General features: G+C 70.8%; 12 protein-coding genes and 2 tRNA genes. 11 read left to right on the forward strand and 3 right to left on the reverse strand.

What is annotated here, in order from left to right; all coding sequences use genetic code 11:
* The first annotated feature begins 295 nt into the window (after positions 1-295).
* Both P1P75_RS06645 and P1P75_RS06650 read left to right on the forward strand, forming a co-directional pair.
* The gene (locus P1P75_RS06645; RefSeq protein ID WP_319252464.1) at positions 296-742 is read left to right on the forward strand and encodes a hypothetical protein; all 447 of its coding nucleotides are present in this window, start codon (positions 296-298) and stop codon (positions 740-742) included.
* Between the two features lie 202 nt (positions 743-944).
* The gene (locus tag P1P75_RS06650) at positions 945-1,133 is read left to right on the forward strand and encodes a hypothetical protein (RefSeq protein WP_319252561.1); all 189 of its coding nucleotides are present in this window, start codon (positions 945-947) and stop codon (positions 1,131-1,133) included.
* A 61-nt stretch (positions 1,134-1,194) separates the two neighbouring features.
* Here the strand turns inward: P1P75_RS06650 and P1P75_RS06655 are convergent, their stop codons facing one another.
* Both P1P75_RS06655 and P1P75_RS06660 read right to left on the reverse strand, forming a co-directional pair.
* The gene (locus P1P75_RS06655; RefSeq protein ID WP_086771706.1) at positions 1,195-1,755 is read right to left on the reverse strand and encodes a CGNR zinc finger domain-containing protein; all 561 of its coding nucleotides are present in this window, start codon (positions 1,753-1,755) and stop codon (positions 1,195-1,197) included.
* 278 nt (positions 1,756-2,033) lie between these two features.
* Positions 2,034-2,447, reverse strand: a complete 414-nt coding sequence (locus tag P1P75_RS06660) for an SsgA family sporulation/cell division regulator (protein ID WP_004002642.1) — start codon at positions 2,445-2,447, stop codon at positions 2,034-2,036.
* A 191-nt stretch (positions 2,448-2,638) separates the two neighbouring features.
* Between P1P75_RS06660 and P1P75_RS06665 the strand changes: the two genes are divergently transcribed.
* The 7 genes from P1P75_RS06665 (at position 2,639) to P1P75_RS06695 (ending at position 10,898) form a co-directional block, all read left to right on the forward strand.
* Positions 2,639-3,097: a TIGR02611 family protein gene (locus P1P75_RS06665; protein WP_319252467.1), complete on the forward strand. Its 459-nt coding sequence runs from the start codon at positions 2,639-2,641 to the stop codon at positions 3,095-3,097.
* A 77-nt stretch (positions 3,098-3,174) separates the two neighbouring features.
* A tRNA-Val gene (locus P1P75_RS06670) sits at positions 3,175-3,246 on the forward strand.
* A 1,062-nt stretch (positions 3,247-4,308) separates the two neighbouring features.
* On the forward strand, positions 4,309-5,598 hold the full coding sequence (locus P1P75_RS06675; RefSeq protein ID WP_319252469.1) for an extracellular solute-binding protein: 1,290 nt from the start codon (positions 4,309-4,311) through the stop codon (positions 5,596-5,598).
* A gap of 14 nt (positions 5,599-5,612) precedes the next feature.
* Positions 5,613-6,569: a sugar ABC transporter permease gene (locus tag P1P75_RS06680; protein WP_319252471.1), complete on the forward strand. Its 957-nt coding sequence runs from the start codon at positions 5,613-5,615 to the stop codon at positions 6,567-6,569.
* Positions 6,566-7,441 carry a carbohydrate ABC transporter permease gene (locus tag P1P75_RS06685; protein ID WP_319252473.1) on the forward strand — a complete coding sequence of 292 codons (876 nt, stop codon included), beginning with the start codon at positions 6,566-6,568 and terminating at the stop codon, positions 7,439-7,441. Before P1P75_RS06680 ends, P1P75_RS06685 begins: the two co-directional genes overlap by 4 nt.
* A 10-nt stretch (positions 7,442-7,451) precedes the next feature.
* The gene (locus P1P75_RS06690) at positions 7,452-8,063 is read left to right on the forward strand and encodes a hypothetical protein (protein ID WP_319252475.1); all 612 of its coding nucleotides are present in this window, start codon (positions 7,452-7,454) and stop codon (positions 8,061-8,063) included.
* A 96-nt stretch (positions 8,064-8,159) separates the two neighbouring features.
* The gene (locus P1P75_RS06695; RefSeq protein ID WP_319252477.1) at positions 8,160-10,898 is read left to right on the forward strand and encodes a Tat pathway signal sequence domain protein; all 2,739 of its coding nucleotides are present in this window, start codon (positions 8,160-8,162) and stop codon (positions 10,896-10,898) included.
* Positions 10,899-10,947: 49 nt separating this feature from the next.
* On the opposite strand, the gene P1P75_RS06700 is transcribed toward P1P75_RS06695, so the two are convergent.
* Positions 10,948-13,278, reverse strand: coding sequence for an SCO7613 C-terminal domain-containing membrane protein (locus tag P1P75_RS06700; RefSeq protein ID WP_319252479.1), 2,331 nt, complete (start codon positions 13,276-13,278; stop codon positions 10,948-10,950).
* 93 nt (positions 13,279-13,371) lie between these two features.
* Here P1P75_RS06700 and P1P75_RS06705 point away from each other — a divergent pair, with 93 nt between their 5' ends.
* On the forward strand, positions 13,372-13,818 hold the full coding sequence (locus P1P75_RS06705) for an SRPBCC family protein (protein ID WP_319252481.1): 447 nt from the start codon (positions 13,372-13,374) through the stop codon (positions 13,816-13,818).
* 39 nt (positions 13,819-13,857) lie between these two features.
* Positions 13,858-13,929, forward strand: a tRNA-Val gene (locus tag P1P75_RS06710).
* Positions 13,930-13,997 lie beyond the last annotated feature (68 nt).

Consider the following 13,997-nt stretch of genomic DNA (forward strand, 5'->3'; position numbering starts at 1 on the left):
CGTAACAGGGTGGCTAGGGATGGGCGTCGTCCTGATTGGGCGCCGGGACGGCCGCGGGGGAGGAGTCGCTCATGCCCCCAGTCTTCCAGTCCCCGCCCCGGCCTCCAATCCGGACGCCGCGCATCCCTGACCACCGGCACCTGCGGAGGAGCCGACCCGGAGATGTCCCTGATGTCCGGCTGAAACATGGCCTGCGGGCACCTCGCAGGTGCAGGATGGAGGGGACGAAGCGCCGCCCCGTCGCGGCGCCGAGCCACATTGCCCCTGCCCGAGTGTGCCGTGTCTGGAGGACCGGATGATTGCCGAGACCGTGTGTTCCGCCGTGGCCGCGGCCGGCCTGGGCATCGCGGCCGTCACGGCGTACCGCAAGCGTTTCCTGGCGGCCGCCCGGATCGCCGCCTACGCGCTGGTGCCCCTCGGCCTGGTCATGACCGGGGTCGTCGAGTGGGCGGCCGACACGGCCTTCAGTCCCACGGCCTGGGCCGGCTTCGCCGTGCTCGGCGGCGCGTGGGCGCTTTTCATGACGACCCGTGCGGTGGAGCGCCGCAGGGGCGGCGGCACTCGCAAGGAGCGCAGGGCGGCGGCGCGCTCCGCACAGGCCGGCGCCGTGGCACCGACCGCGTCGGCCCCGTCCCTGGGACAGGGCGCCCGGCCCGCCTCCCGCCCGGCCGCCGCGCCCAGAGCGGCCGCCTCGGAGGACTTCAGCGACATCGAGGCCATCCTCAAGAAGCACGGCATATGAAGCGGTGCCGACGGCGGGTGACGGCCCCGGCATCACCAGGGTGGCCCCGCGTCTGAGGTGTGTCCGCGCGGCGAGCCCCGGGAGGCGAGCCCCGGGAGGCGAAGCGACACAGTCGGGCCGCAGGCGCGCGGAAGTGATCAAGGTGGGAAACCGGCATCACGGAATTCGGCGAACTACCGCTCAATTGGGGCGTGCTGATCGCGTGGGGTGGGCCACCTGCGTCATCATCGCCCGCGAGATGCTGGACACGACACAGAGCGAGGCCGCGCCCCCTCACAACGAGCCGCGCGGATGCCTCTTCGCCCTTTCCCAGCCACCGCTGATGATCTTCCTAGCGGTGATCGGGTGTCTGCTGCTCATGGCCTCGCTGCACGACCTGCTGCTGCTCTGAGCCGTACCCGCGGTCCCCGGCGCCACCCGCCGGGGCCGCGTCGGCATCGACGAGCGGGTTCTCAGCCCGCCGCCTCCTTGCGGCGTGCCCGGTAGGCGGCCACATGCAGCCGGTTGCCGCAGGTGCGGCTGTCGCAGTACCGGCGCGAACGGTTGCGGGAGAGATCGACGAAGGCGCGTCGGCAGTCCGGGGCCTCGCAGCGCCGCAGCCGCTCCTGCTCCCCGGCCACCACGAAGAAGGCCAGAGCCATCCCGCAGTCCGCCGCGAGATGGTCGGCGATCGACGCACCGGGGGCGAAGTAGTGGACATGCCAGTCGTAGCCGTCGTGGTCGGTGAGCCGGGGCGTGGTGCCCGCGGCGGCGATCAGCTCGTTGATGATCGAGGCGGCGGCGCGGGGGTCCGGCGCCGCGAAGATCCGCGCGAACCGCCCGCGGACCTTGCGCACCGCGGACAGATCGAACGCGGAGAGCACGCCGACATCACTGATTTCGTGTTTTCGTACGAAAACCTCAAGGGCGGCGACATCCGGCAGCGCGTCCGGGGTGGTGTCGTCCTCCGGTGCGGTGTTCACCAGATCCACCACGGCATCGAGCGCACACCGGGTGTCGTGGGTGATCAGCACGTTTCGCTCCCTGGCCTGGAGGGTCGGGCGGGCGCCCGCCGATGCTGGCCGATGGTAGCCGTACCGGGCCGTGCTGCCACGGTCGATCGAGGGCCGGAATCTCGCCGTCTCGCGCGGCCGGGCCGGGGGAAGGGCGGCGACCGGGCCGCACACACGCCGGCGCCGCACCACGGAGAACCCGTGGTGCGGCGCCGGCGCTTTCCCTGTGCGGTTGTTGTCCGGTCCGAGCCGTCTCCCCGAGTGGACGGCGCCGGGCGGCTCTGGTGGGAGCTCCCTTCCTAGCTTTCCGCCAGGATGTGCGAGAGCTCTTGATCGAGATCGAAGTGACGGTGCTCCGTGCCCGGGGGTACGGCGGCGTCCGTTCGCTTCAGGAAGGATTCCAGGGCCCGCGCCGGGGCCTCGAGCAGGGCTTCCCCCTCCGGGGAGCTCAGGGCGATGCAGACGACGCCCTGACCGTGGCTGCGCGACGGCCAGACTCGGACGTCGCCGGTGCCCGTGGGCCGGTGCAGGCCCTCTGCGAGGAGGTCGCGGGCGAACACCCACTCGACGGTTTCCTCGGCTCCGGTGTGGAAGGTGGCGTGCACGGCGTAGGGGTCGGCCGTGTCGTACCGCAGGCCTGCGGGGACAGGCAGGGAGGACTCGCTCGACACAACGAGGCGCAGGTGCAGCTCGCAGCTGACCGTGGTGTTCATAAGCGCCAGGGCCTTTCGCTCAGTGTGCGCTCGGGGATTCGCACGTCGGCGAAATCGACATGCCACCTACGGTGCCGTTGTAAACCCCTCTGCGTGTTTTGCGTGTGTTTACGTAACTCTTCCGGCCGATGGGGCGTTCGCGAAGTACCACCATTACGGTGACTGGAATCCCTCGGGTAGGGTTTGGCCGTATGAATACGGGGAGTGACGAGCCGGGCGAGGTGGCCATGGCGGCGAACGACGCGAGGCCGGACAGGGCGGCTGAGCAGCAGGAACAGGCCCTCGGATCCAGGGCTCCGGCGTTCATCAAGGCCCGCCGGATCCTGCATCTGAGCTGGCAGGTCGGAATCTTCGTGGTCGGCCTCGCGGTCGTGGTCGCGGGCATCATCATGCTGCCCCTGCCCGGCCCCGGCTGGGTCGTGATCTTCGGCGGCATGGCGATCTGGGCGACCGAGTTCGTCTGGGCCCAGCTGGCGCTGCGCTGGACCAAGCGCAAGGTCACCGAGGCGGCGCAGCGCGCCCTCGACCCGAAGGTCAGGCGCCGCAACATCATCCTGACCTCGATCGGACTCGTGCTCATCGCGGCCATCATGGGCTTCTACGTGTGGAAGTTCGGCCTGGTGATGCCCTGGAAGATCAAGGACCAGTGAACCGCCACGGGGGTGCGCGAGCGGTCTGACCTGGTCACAGGGACCCGCTGACATGGGGTAATGTACTTCCTGCGCCCGGGCGATTAGCTCAGTGGGAGAGCGCTTCGTTCACACCGAAGAGGTCACTGGTTCGAACCCAGTATCGCCCACCCGGAACCGACGGCCCATCCGCGATATCGCGGATGGGCCGTCGGCGTTTGCGCTGGTCGCTGACCATGTGCGGGTGGCCGCCCGGCGCGGTGCTCGCGGCTGGTCACTGGCGGTGGCGATCGGGCGGGCCGGGTTGTCGCGGCAGGTCGGCGGTCCGGGCTGCGGGTGGGACCGGTTCGGCCACCTTCGAGGGTGCTGCATGGCCCGTGCGGGCCGGTGGAGCCCGTGTGCGCGCCCGCTCGCACTGCCGGGTGCACCGGGGCGGGTGCCGTGTCCTGTGCGCCACCCAAGACGCCTTCGACGGCGCGTAGGGGCCGGCGGCTGCCCATGGTGGCCCCGCGGCCGCTGGAAGTCACCGGAGAGCCCGCCTGCGGCCTGCGAGGGGTGGACGCGCAGGCGCTGTTCGGCCCCGCCCTGGGCGGAGACGCCGGACCGACCGCATGATCCGACCGCCCTGTGTGACGCCCTGATGGCATGGCTGGCATCCCGGGTGAGCTGGGGTGATGTCAGGCACGCGCGGTCGCCGGTGCGGGGCGCCGCCGGCCGTCGCTCGGCGACGTGGGTGAGCTGGTCGTGGTCGCCGTCCGGCCGGGTCGTGTGGCGTGGGCGGGCGCCGTGCTGCCGTCTCTCGGCCGGCCCGCCGGATCGTGCCCGCGCCGGGCGACGGGTCGGTTGCGGCGGCACCGCCGGCCGTCGGGGCGACTGAACGACCGTTTGGCCGCACCCTGGCCGGCCAACCCTGCCGCGCCGACTCGACGCGCCCCGCACCGAGACCCGTGCCCTCCGACGCCCGGCGCGGCGCCCTCCCGGTGGATTCCAGCCGTACGTCTGCACCCCCCAACTTCTGTCCGGCCCGCCGAACCTCCGCCGCCCACCTGCGCTTTGACCCTTCAGCCGGCCGCCTCACACGCGCAACGGGCACCCCGTTCGGGCGTGCCCTTCGCAAGAAATTCCTGTCCGAATCATTGACGCTCCACGAACCCCCTCGTACCTTGTGCCAGCAAGCGCTTTCTTGAAACGATTCATGCAAGCGGCAATGACGCTGCGGGAGGGGCCCGACTGTGCGAACCAGCAGGAATGTTGAGAGGCGAACGATCCTCAAGGCCACGGGGGCGACGGCGGCCGCACTGGGCCTGGCCGCGACCACCGGGTGCGGGGGAGACAGTGGGACCTCCTCGGACGGAACGGTGACGATCCGTTACGCGTGGTGGGGTGGCGAGCCGCGCACCATCGCCATCAAGAAGACGATCGCGCTCTTCGAGAAGAAGTACCCGAAGATCAAGATCAAGCCCGAATTCACCGACTACGAGGCGTTCTGGGAGAAGTTCCAGACCCAGGCCTCCGGTGGGAATCCGCCGGACGTTTTCCAGAATTCGGTCACCTTTCTGCGCAAGTACGACAAGCGCGGTGTTCTGATGGATCTCAAGTCACAGGCGGACGCCGGGAATCTGAACCTGGAGAACTTCCGCAACGGTGTTCTGGCGAACGGTCAGGTCGACGACAAGCAGGTCGCCATACCCGTCGGGGCCAACACCATGGCGCTCGTCATCGACCTCAACGCCTTCAAGAAGGCGGGCGTCGAGGCGAAGTTCGGCTGGACCTGGGACGAGTACTTCGCCGCGCTGCAGACGATCCAGGACAAGCTGAAGATCGCCGGTGACACCGGCTACTTCGGCATCATGTACCTCTACGACCTGTATCTGCGTCAGAACGGCAAGGCCTTCTACACCGACACCGATCTCGGCTTCACCGAGGACGATCTGACGCAGTGGTGGGAGGACGGCTACAAGCGGGTGCGGTCCGGGCTGGTCGCCGACCCGAAGAAGATCGAGCAGGTCAAGCCGAAGTCCGGTCTCTCGGCCGGCCTGGCCGCCTCCGAGTTCACCTGGGACAACTTCTCCATCCGCTACCAGGGAGAGGGCGAGTCGGACTACGGGCTCGCGCCGATCCCCACCACCAACGGCAAGGACACCGGTCAGTACCTCGGTTCGCTGATGCTGAGCGCCTTCTCGGGGACCAAGCACCCCAAGGAAGTGGCCCAGTTCATCGACTTCATGGTCCACGACCCCGAGGCCGGCAAGATCATGGGTTACGACCGCGGCATCCTCTCCACCACCGAGCAGTACGACGCCTTCAAGCCGACCGACCCCAACAACAAGGGCGTCGCGGCCTACGAGGACGAGGTCGCCAAGGCCGGCGTCCTCGGGAAGATCACCCCGCACCCGTCCGGCGCCGACGTCATCGAAGTGGCCTTCCTGCGGCTCGGCGCTGAGGTCTCCCAGGGCAAGACCAAGCCGGCCGACGCCGCGAAGGCGCTGTTCGGCGAGGCCAAGGCCGCGTTCGCGGGCTGAGGGGACGTACCACCATGACGCTCGTCAAGGAAGCGCCCGCGCCCCCGGCGGAGAAGCGGTCCGCCGCTGTCGCCGCCGGGCGGCGCGGGCGGCGCCGCGAGAACCTCGCCGGCTATCTCTTCATGTCGCCGTGGATCGCGGGCTTCGTGTTCCTCACGGCGGGGCCGATGATCGCGTCGCTGTACTACGCGTTCACCAGCTACAACCTGTTCACACCACCCCGGTGGGTGGGGCTCGACAACTTCACGACGATGTTCCAGGACCCGCGCTGGCAGAAGTCGGTCGAGGTCACGCTCAAATACGTCGTCGTGGCCACACCGCTGAAGCTGCTCCTCGCGCTCGGCGTGGCGCTGCTGCTCGCGCAGAAGCGGCGCGGGCAGGCCCTGTACCGGGCCGCGTTCTACATGCCGTCGCTCATCGGCGCCAGCGTCTCCGTGGGGTTCGTGTGGCGGGCGCTGTTCTCCGACGACGCCGTCGTGGACCGTACGCAGAAGATCTTCGGGGCCGACGTCGGCGGCTGGATCGGCAACCCTGACTACGTCCTGTACTCACTGGTGGCGCTGAGCATCTGGCAGTTCGGTGCGCCGATGGTCATCTTCCTGGCCGGGCTCAAACAGGTGCCGCAGGAACTGTACGAGGCCGCCGAGATGGACGGGGCCGGCCCCTTCCGGCGGTTCTGGAACATCACGCTGCCGATGATTTCCCCCGTGCTGTTCTTCAACGTGCTGCTGGAGTCGATCCACGCGTTCCAGGTGTTCGGTTCGGCGTACGTCGTCTCCGACAGCCGGTGCGGACCGGCCGACGCCACCCTCGTCTACACCTGTTACCTGTATCAGAAGGGCTTCAAGGAATCCCAGATGGGCTTCGCCTCCGCGATGGCCTGGACACTGGTGATCGCGGTGGCGCTCGTCACGGCGGTCCTGTTCTGGTCGCAGAAGAAGTGGGTGCACTACGAGGAGGCCGCCAAGTGACCACTGTCACCACCCCTGCCGTGCGCAGCGGGAACGAGCGGCGGCGGACCGGATCCCTCGCCTGGCACGTGGGCGCGCTGCTGCTGCTCGCGGTCGTCCTCTACCCGGTGGTCTGGGTGCTCGGCGCCTCGTTCAAGCCGAGCAAGGACATCATCGCCAGCATCGACCTGTTGCCCACCGAGCCGGTCTGGGCGAACTTCTCCGGGCTGGCCGACGGCATCTCCGGCATCTCCATCGGCAGCTTCTTCAGCAACTCGCTGATGTACGCGGGCCTGGCCGTGCTCGGTGTGGTGATCTCCAGCTCGCTGACGGCCTACGCCTTCGCCAAGATCCGGTTCGCCGGGCGGAACCTGCTGTTCACGCTGATGATCGGCACCCTGCTGCTGCCGTACCACGTGCTGCTCATCCCGCAGTACGTGCTGTTCCGCAACCTCGGCTACATCGACACCCTCGTCCCGCTCGTCGCGGGCAAGTACCTGGCCACGGAGGCGTTCTTCGTCTTCCTGATGGTGCAGTTCATGCGCGGCCTGCCGCGTGAGCTGGACGAGGCCGCCAAGCTCGACGGCTGCGGGCACCTGAGGACCTACTGGTCCATCGTGCTGCCGCTGAGCCGCCCTGCCATCATCACCAGCGCCATCTTCACGTTCATCAACGCGTGGAACGACTTCATGGGTCCGTTGATCTACCTCAACACCCCCGAGAAGTACACCGTTTCGCTCGGACTGATGATGTTCCGCGACCAGGAGGGCATCTCCAACTACGGCAGCATGATCGCGATGTCGCTGGTGGCACTGGTACCGGTCATCGCCTTCTTCATGGCCTTCCAGCGCTACCTCATCGACGGCATGGCGACCTCCGGACTGAAGGGCTGAGGCGCTCACCATGGCGCAAGCACGGGTGAAGGACGGTGTGAAGGACCGCCGCCGGCGCAGGGAGTCCATCTTCGGCGAGCGCTTCTCGGTCTTCGCGGAGTGTCTGCTCACCGGAGTGTGGATCGCCGTGGCCTGTCTCGGGGTCGTCACCTACCCCGCGGCCTTCGCCGCCGGGTCACGGCACCTGCGGCGTCGTACGACGCATCAGGTCAGCGGGTTGCGGGAGTTCGTCGTGGACTTCCGTGCGGCCGTGCGCGGCGGGTGGGCCGTCGGGCTCGCCGGCTGGGCAGCCGCCGCCGCGGTCTGGGTGGACGTCCTGGCCGCGCGGGCCGGGCTTCCCGGTGGACCGTTCGTCGGGGCCGTCGGCATCCTGGCGCTGATCGGCCTCGCCGTGGCCCTGCTGCGGGCGGCCGCCCTGTGGACACCGGACTCCGCCTGGCGGGCGCTGCTCGCGGATGCCGGGCGGCGGACCGTGCTCGATCCCGCCGGGTCCTTCCTCGTCGTCTGCGGACTGGCCGTCGTGGCCCTGTCCGCCCTGTTCCTCGCGCCGCTGGCGGTCCCGGTCCTCGGGGCCGTCGCCGCCGCCTCCGTCGCCGTGGAGGAGCGCCACCGGCGCCGCTGACGGGCGGCCCTCCCTCTCGCCGGGTCGGCGCTCAGGCGCCGCACCTAGCTCTGTCATGCCCTGACCACACTGCTACCCGCACGGAAAGGAATGGCCATGTCCCCCATCCCCCGCAGGTCCCTTCTCAAGGCGGCGGCCGTCGCCGGAGCCGCCGCCCAGTTCAGCTGGGCGCTAGGGGCGAAGGACGCCGAAGCCGCCCCCAGAACCGCACCCGCCGACGCCGACCCGGTCACCCTCGACTGGCTGGAGGACGGCGGCCTCGGTGCCGCCCCCGGCTCCACGCTCGGCGTGCCCTGGCCGATGGGCACCTACCAGGAGGGCCAGACCTTCGCGCTGACGGACGCCGGCGGCAAGGCCGTCCCCGTGCAGTCCTGGCCGATCGCCTACTGGCCGGACGGGTCCCTCAAGTGGACCGCGCACGCCGTGAGTTCGGGCGAGGGCAAACTCACCCTCGCCGCCGGGGCGCCCGCCGCCCCCGCCAAGAAGGTCACCGTCGACAAGAGCGGCGGCACCATCGACGTATCGACCGGTGTCATCACCGCGCGGATCGGCAAGTCCGGCGCCACCCTCATCAAGTCGGTCACCCGCGGCTCCACCGAGATCGCCAAGAACGGCCGTCTGGTGCTGATCCGCCAGCCCGAGATCGAGGACGGGGACCAGGGCGCGGTCAAGACCGAACGCTTCGACGGGGCCATCGACGCCGTCACCGTCGAGCAGGCGGGCCCGGTCCGCGCGGTCGTGCGCATCGACGGCAAGCACCGCAAGGGCGGCCGCAGTTGGCTGCCGTTCTCGATCCGCCTCTACTTCTACGCGGGCGCCGACTCCTTCCGCATGGTGCACACCATCACCTTCGACGGCACGCAGGAGCCCGGCAAGGCCAGCGGCGACTTCATCCGCGGCCTCGGCGTCCGCTTCACCGTCCCCATGCGCGACCAGTCCTACGACCGCCACATCCGCATCGGCGGCGAGGGCACCGGCCTGCTGCGCGAAGCCGTCAAGGGCATCACCGGCCTGCGCCGGGACCCGGGCGCCGCCGTCCAGGAGGCCCAGTACGCGGGCCAGAAGCTGCCCGACCCGGCCACCTGGGACCAGCGGGTCACCACCCGGCTGCAGTACATCCCCGAGTGGGGCGACTACACCCTCTCCCAGCTGTCCGCCGACGGCTTCACCGTGCGCAAGCGCACCAAGAAGGGCCACGGCTGGATCGGCGCGGGCGGCGGCAAGCGCGCCTCCGGCTTCGGATACGTCGGCGGCGCGAGCGGCGGATTCTCCTTCGGTCTGCGGGACTTCTGGGAGAAGCACCCCGCCCAGCTCGACATCCGTCACGCCCAGACCGAGGAGGCCGAGGTCACCCTCTGGCTCTGGTCGCCCGAGGCGCAGCCCATGGACCTGCGCTTCTACCACGACGGCATGGGCCAGGACACCTTCCCCGAGCAGCTCGAGGGCCTCAACATCACCTACGAGGACTACGAGCCCGGCTTCGGCACCCCGTACGGCATCGCCCGTACCTCCGAACTCCTCTTCTGGGCCAACGAGTCGACGCCCACCCCCGCGGCCCTCGCCGAACAGGTCGAGGCCGTCCGGGTGCTGCCCCAGCTCGCCGCCCCGCCCAAGCAGCTCATCAAGGCGCAGGTCTTCGGCCCCGGCCTGTACTCCGAGCCGGACCGCTCCACTCCCGCCAAGGCCAAGATCGAGGACCACCTCGACTTCCTCTTCACCTACTACAAGGACCAGGTGGAGCAGCGCCGTTGGTACGGCTTCTGGGACTACGGCGACATCATGCACACGTACGACACCGTGCGCCACCAGTGGCGCTACGACATCGGCGGCTACGCCTGGGACAACTCCGAACTGTCGCCGGACCTCTGGCTCTGGTTCGCGTACCTGCGCAGCGGCCGGTCGGACATCTTCCGCTTCGCCGAGGCGATGACCCGGCACACCGGTGAGGTGGACGTCTACCACCTCGGCCAGTGGGCCGGCCTCGGCACCCGGCACGGCATCCAGCACTACGCAGACAGTGCCAAGCAGCAGCGCATCGCCAACACGACGTACCGCCGCTACTACTACTTCCTCACGGCGGACGAGCGGGTCGGCGACCTCATGCACGCCAACGTGGACTCCGACGAGACGTTCCTCGTCCTGGACCCGATCCGCAAGATCCGCACCGAGCCGTACACCCCCGACCGGCACGCCCTGTCGATCGGCTTCGGCACGGACTGGAGCGGACTGGTGTCGGCCTGGCTCACGGAGTGGGAGCGCAAGGGCCCCAAGTGGGAGAAGGCCAGGGCCCGGGTGCTGTCCACGATGGAGACGATCGCCGCCCAGCCCAACGGGTTCGTGCAGGGCACCGGCCTCTACGACCTGGACACCGGGAAGTTCGCCGTCGCCGACAAGCCGGCCGTCGGTGTCTCGCACCTCTCGGCCGTCTTCGGCCTCAACGAGCTGTGCGCCGAGCTGATCCACCTCGTCGACATGCCGAAGTTCAACGAGGCGTACTTCGACTACTGCCGCTACTTCAACGCCACCAAGGCCGAGCAGGCGGCGCGTTACGGCTCCAACTTCGGCACGCTGCTGCTGTTCCAGGGCCACTCGCGCCTGGACGCGTACGCGGCCGTCAAGACCGGCGACGAGAAGCTCGCCAAGCGGGCCTGGGAGAAGTTCTACAACTCGGACGGCTACAAGGAGTCCGCGCCCTGGAGGACGGAGGCACTGAGCGGCCCCACCGCCCTGGTGCCGGGCAGCGAGGCCGCCTGGGTGGCCACCAACGACACCGCGCTCTACGGTCTCGCCGCCATCGAGAACCTGGCCCTCCTCGGCCACAAGATGCCGTCGTAGAGGGCCGGTTCACCGAGGGCCGGTTCACCGAGGGCTGGTCCGTCGAGGGCTAGTTCATCCTCCCCAGGACCTCCCGCACATGCCGGACGTCCCGGATCCGGCGCTCGTACGTCGCACCCACGGCGAGCAGCAGGACTCCGGCGAGTGCGGGGGGTACCCAGCGGGGGAGCGCGTCGGCCGCCTGCACCAGATAGGGGGCCAGTTCGTGCAGGGCGTCCAGCACCAGCACCGAGCCGCCGAGGACCAGCGGGGCCCGCAGCCGGTGCCGGGCGCCCAGCAGGGTGACCAGCAGGGCGGCCGCGCCCAGCAGCAGCGGGCGCGTCCACTGCGGGTCGCTCCAGGCCGCGGCCAGGCTCGGCAGCAGGGCCGCGGCCAGCCCGGGGCCGTACGCCGTCCAGGACGCGGTCAGCGGGTCGCGGTGCCGCCGCCAGGCGCCGACGAGCAGTGCACAGACGGCCACGGGGAGGGTGTACGCCTCCGGTGTGGTGACCTCCCAGGCGGCGAGCCTGACCCAGGTGGCCAGCAGGAACAAGGCGGCGGCCGCGTAGCCGGCCCCGCGGCGCTGCGGCCGGGCCGCCGTGCCCGCGGCGATCACACCACAGGCCGCCAGCACCGTGGCCAGCATCGGCGGGTCGGTCACCGCGAGGACCAGGGCCAGCAGCGCGGCGGCCGTTCCGGCCGCCTCGACCGGCAGGGTCGCCGGAGACCCGCCGAGCCGGCCTGCGGCCAGGGCCGCGACCAGGGGCACACAGAGGACGAGCAGCGCGGTGTGCGACGGCTGCCAGTCCGCCGCGGCACCCGTCGCACAGGCCAGCGCGGTGGCGTACCCGAGGGCGGCCGGCGCCGCGACCACAGTCAGGCGCGGCCGGCGGGCCGCCGTCGCGCCCAGCGCGGTCAGCGCCGACAGAACGCTCATGGTCGCCGACTGCGTGGCCAGGGACAGGAAGGCGAAGTGCAGCGAGGTGGCCAGGGCGAGCCACGGCGTGGGCAGGAAGGCCGCCGCCACCGCCACGCCACCCACCAGCAACAGGCCGGCCGGGTAGGGCAGTTCGAGCATCGCCGGCAGGGCGAGGCAGGCCGCCCAGGTCAGCAGCAGCGCTCCGGTCCGTGCCTGCGGGCGCCAGGTCCCGTGCCGCACGGCCAGGACGGCCAGGACGCCGGCGACGGCCACCAGGACGAGGAGCGCCTGCCCCGCGTACGGCGGCCACGGCGTGTGCACGGTGACCGCGGCGCGTGCGTCCGACGGCCCGCCCGACCAGGGGCGCTCGGCCCATCCGAGCGGGCCCACCAGCGTGACGGCGACCAGCGGCGCGGCCCACAGCAGCGCCAGTGCCTGCACCGCGGCGGAGGCCCGCAGGAGACCCTGCCGCACCGGCTCGGGCAGCCGGTCCGCGCGGAGCGCCGCCAACAGCGCCACTCCGAGGACCAGATGGACCGGCACCGCCCAGCCGGCGGACAGCAGCACCCGGAGCGGGCCGCCGCCCGCCGCCACCAGCAGCAGGCCTCCGGCGACCGCCGTTCCCGTCGCGACGGCCCGCTCCGCCAGCCGCGCGGCGGCCACCAGGGCGATCACCGCCGCGAAGGCGAGGAGCGCCGCCGCACGGGCGGCGGCGCTCGGACCGGTGGCCGTCCAGGACAGCCAGCCGGCCGTCAGAACCCCCGAGCCACCCAGGCCGTAGGCACCGGCCGTGACCGTGACCCGGACGGCGCCGGCCGCCACCCCGAACGCCAGCACCGCGTCCAGACCGGCCGTCACCAGCATCGCCGTCGCGACACCGTACGGGTCTGGGCCGGCCGCTACCGCCCAGAGGACCAGGGGGAGTTGGGCCGTCACCAGTCCGGCGGGCACCGGCAGCCGCAGCGCCCCGAGACCGCGACCGTACGCCGTCCAGAGCGCGGCGAGCACCGCCGCGGCGACCGCCGCGTAGCCCGTGCCGTCGGTGCCGGGGGCCGCCTCGTGCAGGGCGTAGGCGTCCAGCACCGTCAGGGCCAGGCCCACACCGGCCACGGACTCCGCCGTCGAGCGCAGTCCGCGACGCAGCAGCGGCACCGGCGCGGCGAGCACCGCCGACGTGACCGTGCCCAGCACCAGGGCGCGCCCGGCGATCCCGAGGTGACCCCAGCTGACCAGGGTGAACGCGATCGCCGCGATGGTGAGCAGCATCCCGCCGAGCAGCAGGAGCACGTTCTGGACCCGCGGGGCGCTCGCCTCGGGGCGGGGCGCGGCCGGGGGCAGCGCCGGCCGGACCGGGCGCACCGACTGGAGCGAGGCGACCAGCCAGGCGCGGCGTGCGAGCAACTGGGCGCGGCGAGCGTCCAGTTGCCACAGCTCTGCGTCGAGGAGCCGCAGCTCCTCGGTCGGGGGCGGAATGTGCGTCATGCAACGGAGTGTGGGCCGCGTCACGGCATCCGGCATGAGCGCGCCTACTCAGGACGTACTCAGATCCCGCCCCCGCACGGGCACACTCGGCACATGGACCAGAACCGTTACCGCTTTCTCAGCCGGTGGCCGCTGCCCGCGCCGCCCGCCGCCGTCTACACGGCGCTGGAGCGGGCCGAGGACTATCCCCGCTGGTGGCCACAGGTCCGCGAGGTGACCCGGCTCGACGACACCACCGGCGTCGTCACCGTCCGCTCGCTCCTGCCGTACGCCCTCACCTTCACCGCACGCGAGGTGCGACGGGACCCGGCGGCCGGGGTGCTGGAGATCGCGATGACCGGGGACCTCGAGGGCTGGGCGCGCTGGACGGTCACCGCGCACGGCACCGGCACCCTCGCCCGCTACGAGCAGGTCGTCGATGTGACCAAGCCGCTGCTCAGGAGGTTCGCCGTGCCCGGACGTCCGCTGTTTCGCGCCAACCACCGGCTGATGATGCGGGCCGGGCGGCGCGGCCTGCTCCGGTATCTCGAAGCGGTTTGAAGGAAACCCGAGGGGACCTGTATTGTTCGGTGCGTTCCCGGGCGATTAGCTCAGTGGGAGAGCGCTTCGTTCACACCGAAGAGGTCACTGGTTCGAACCCAGTATCGCCCACCGGGAAAGGCCGGTCCGCAACACGCGGACCGGCTTTTTGCATGCGCTTCTCGTCGCCGCCGTACTCC

This window comes from Streptomyces sp. ID05-39B (assembly GCF_033794725.1).
GTDB classification, from domain to species: Bacteria; Actinomycetota; Actinomycetes; order Streptomycetales; family Streptomycetaceae; genus Streptomyces; species Streptomyces bobili.

What these genes read in the sequence shown, in the direction of transcription:
- P1P75_RS06645 (WP_319252464.1), top strand. Translation starts at nt 296, where the DNA reads ATGATTGCCGAGACCGTGTGTTCCGCCGTGGCCGCGGCCGGCCTGGGC.
- P1P75_RS06660 (WP_004002642.1), bottom strand. Translation starts at nt 2,447, where the DNA reads ATGAACACCACGGTCAGCTGCGAGCTGCACCTGCGCCTCGTTGTGTCG.
- P1P75_RS06665 (WP_319252467.1), top strand. Translation starts at nt 2,639, where the DNA reads ATGAATACGGGGAGTGACGAGCCGGGCGAGGTGGCCATGGCGGCGAAC.
- P1P75_RS06680 (WP_319252471.1), top strand. Translation starts at nt 5,613, where the DNA reads ATGACGCTCGTCAAGGAAGCGCCCGCGCCCCCGGCGGAGAAGCGGTCC.
- P1P75_RS06690 (WP_319252475.1), top strand. Translation starts at nt 7,452, where the DNA reads ATGGCGCAAGCACGGGTGAAGGACGGTGTGAAGGACCGCCGCCGGCGC.
- P1P75_RS06695 (WP_319252477.1), top strand. Translation starts at nt 8,160, where the DNA reads ATGTCCCCCATCCCCCGCAGGTCCCTTCTCAAGGCGGCGGCCGTCGCC.
- P1P75_RS06700 (WP_319252479.1), bottom strand. Translation starts at nt 13,278, where the DNA reads ATGACGCACATTCCGCCCCCGACCGAGGAGCTGCGGCTCCTCGACGCA.
- P1P75_RS06705 (WP_319252481.1), top strand. Translation starts at nt 13,372, where the DNA reads ATGGACCAGAACCGTTACCGCTTTCTCAGCCGGTGGCCGCTGCCCGCG.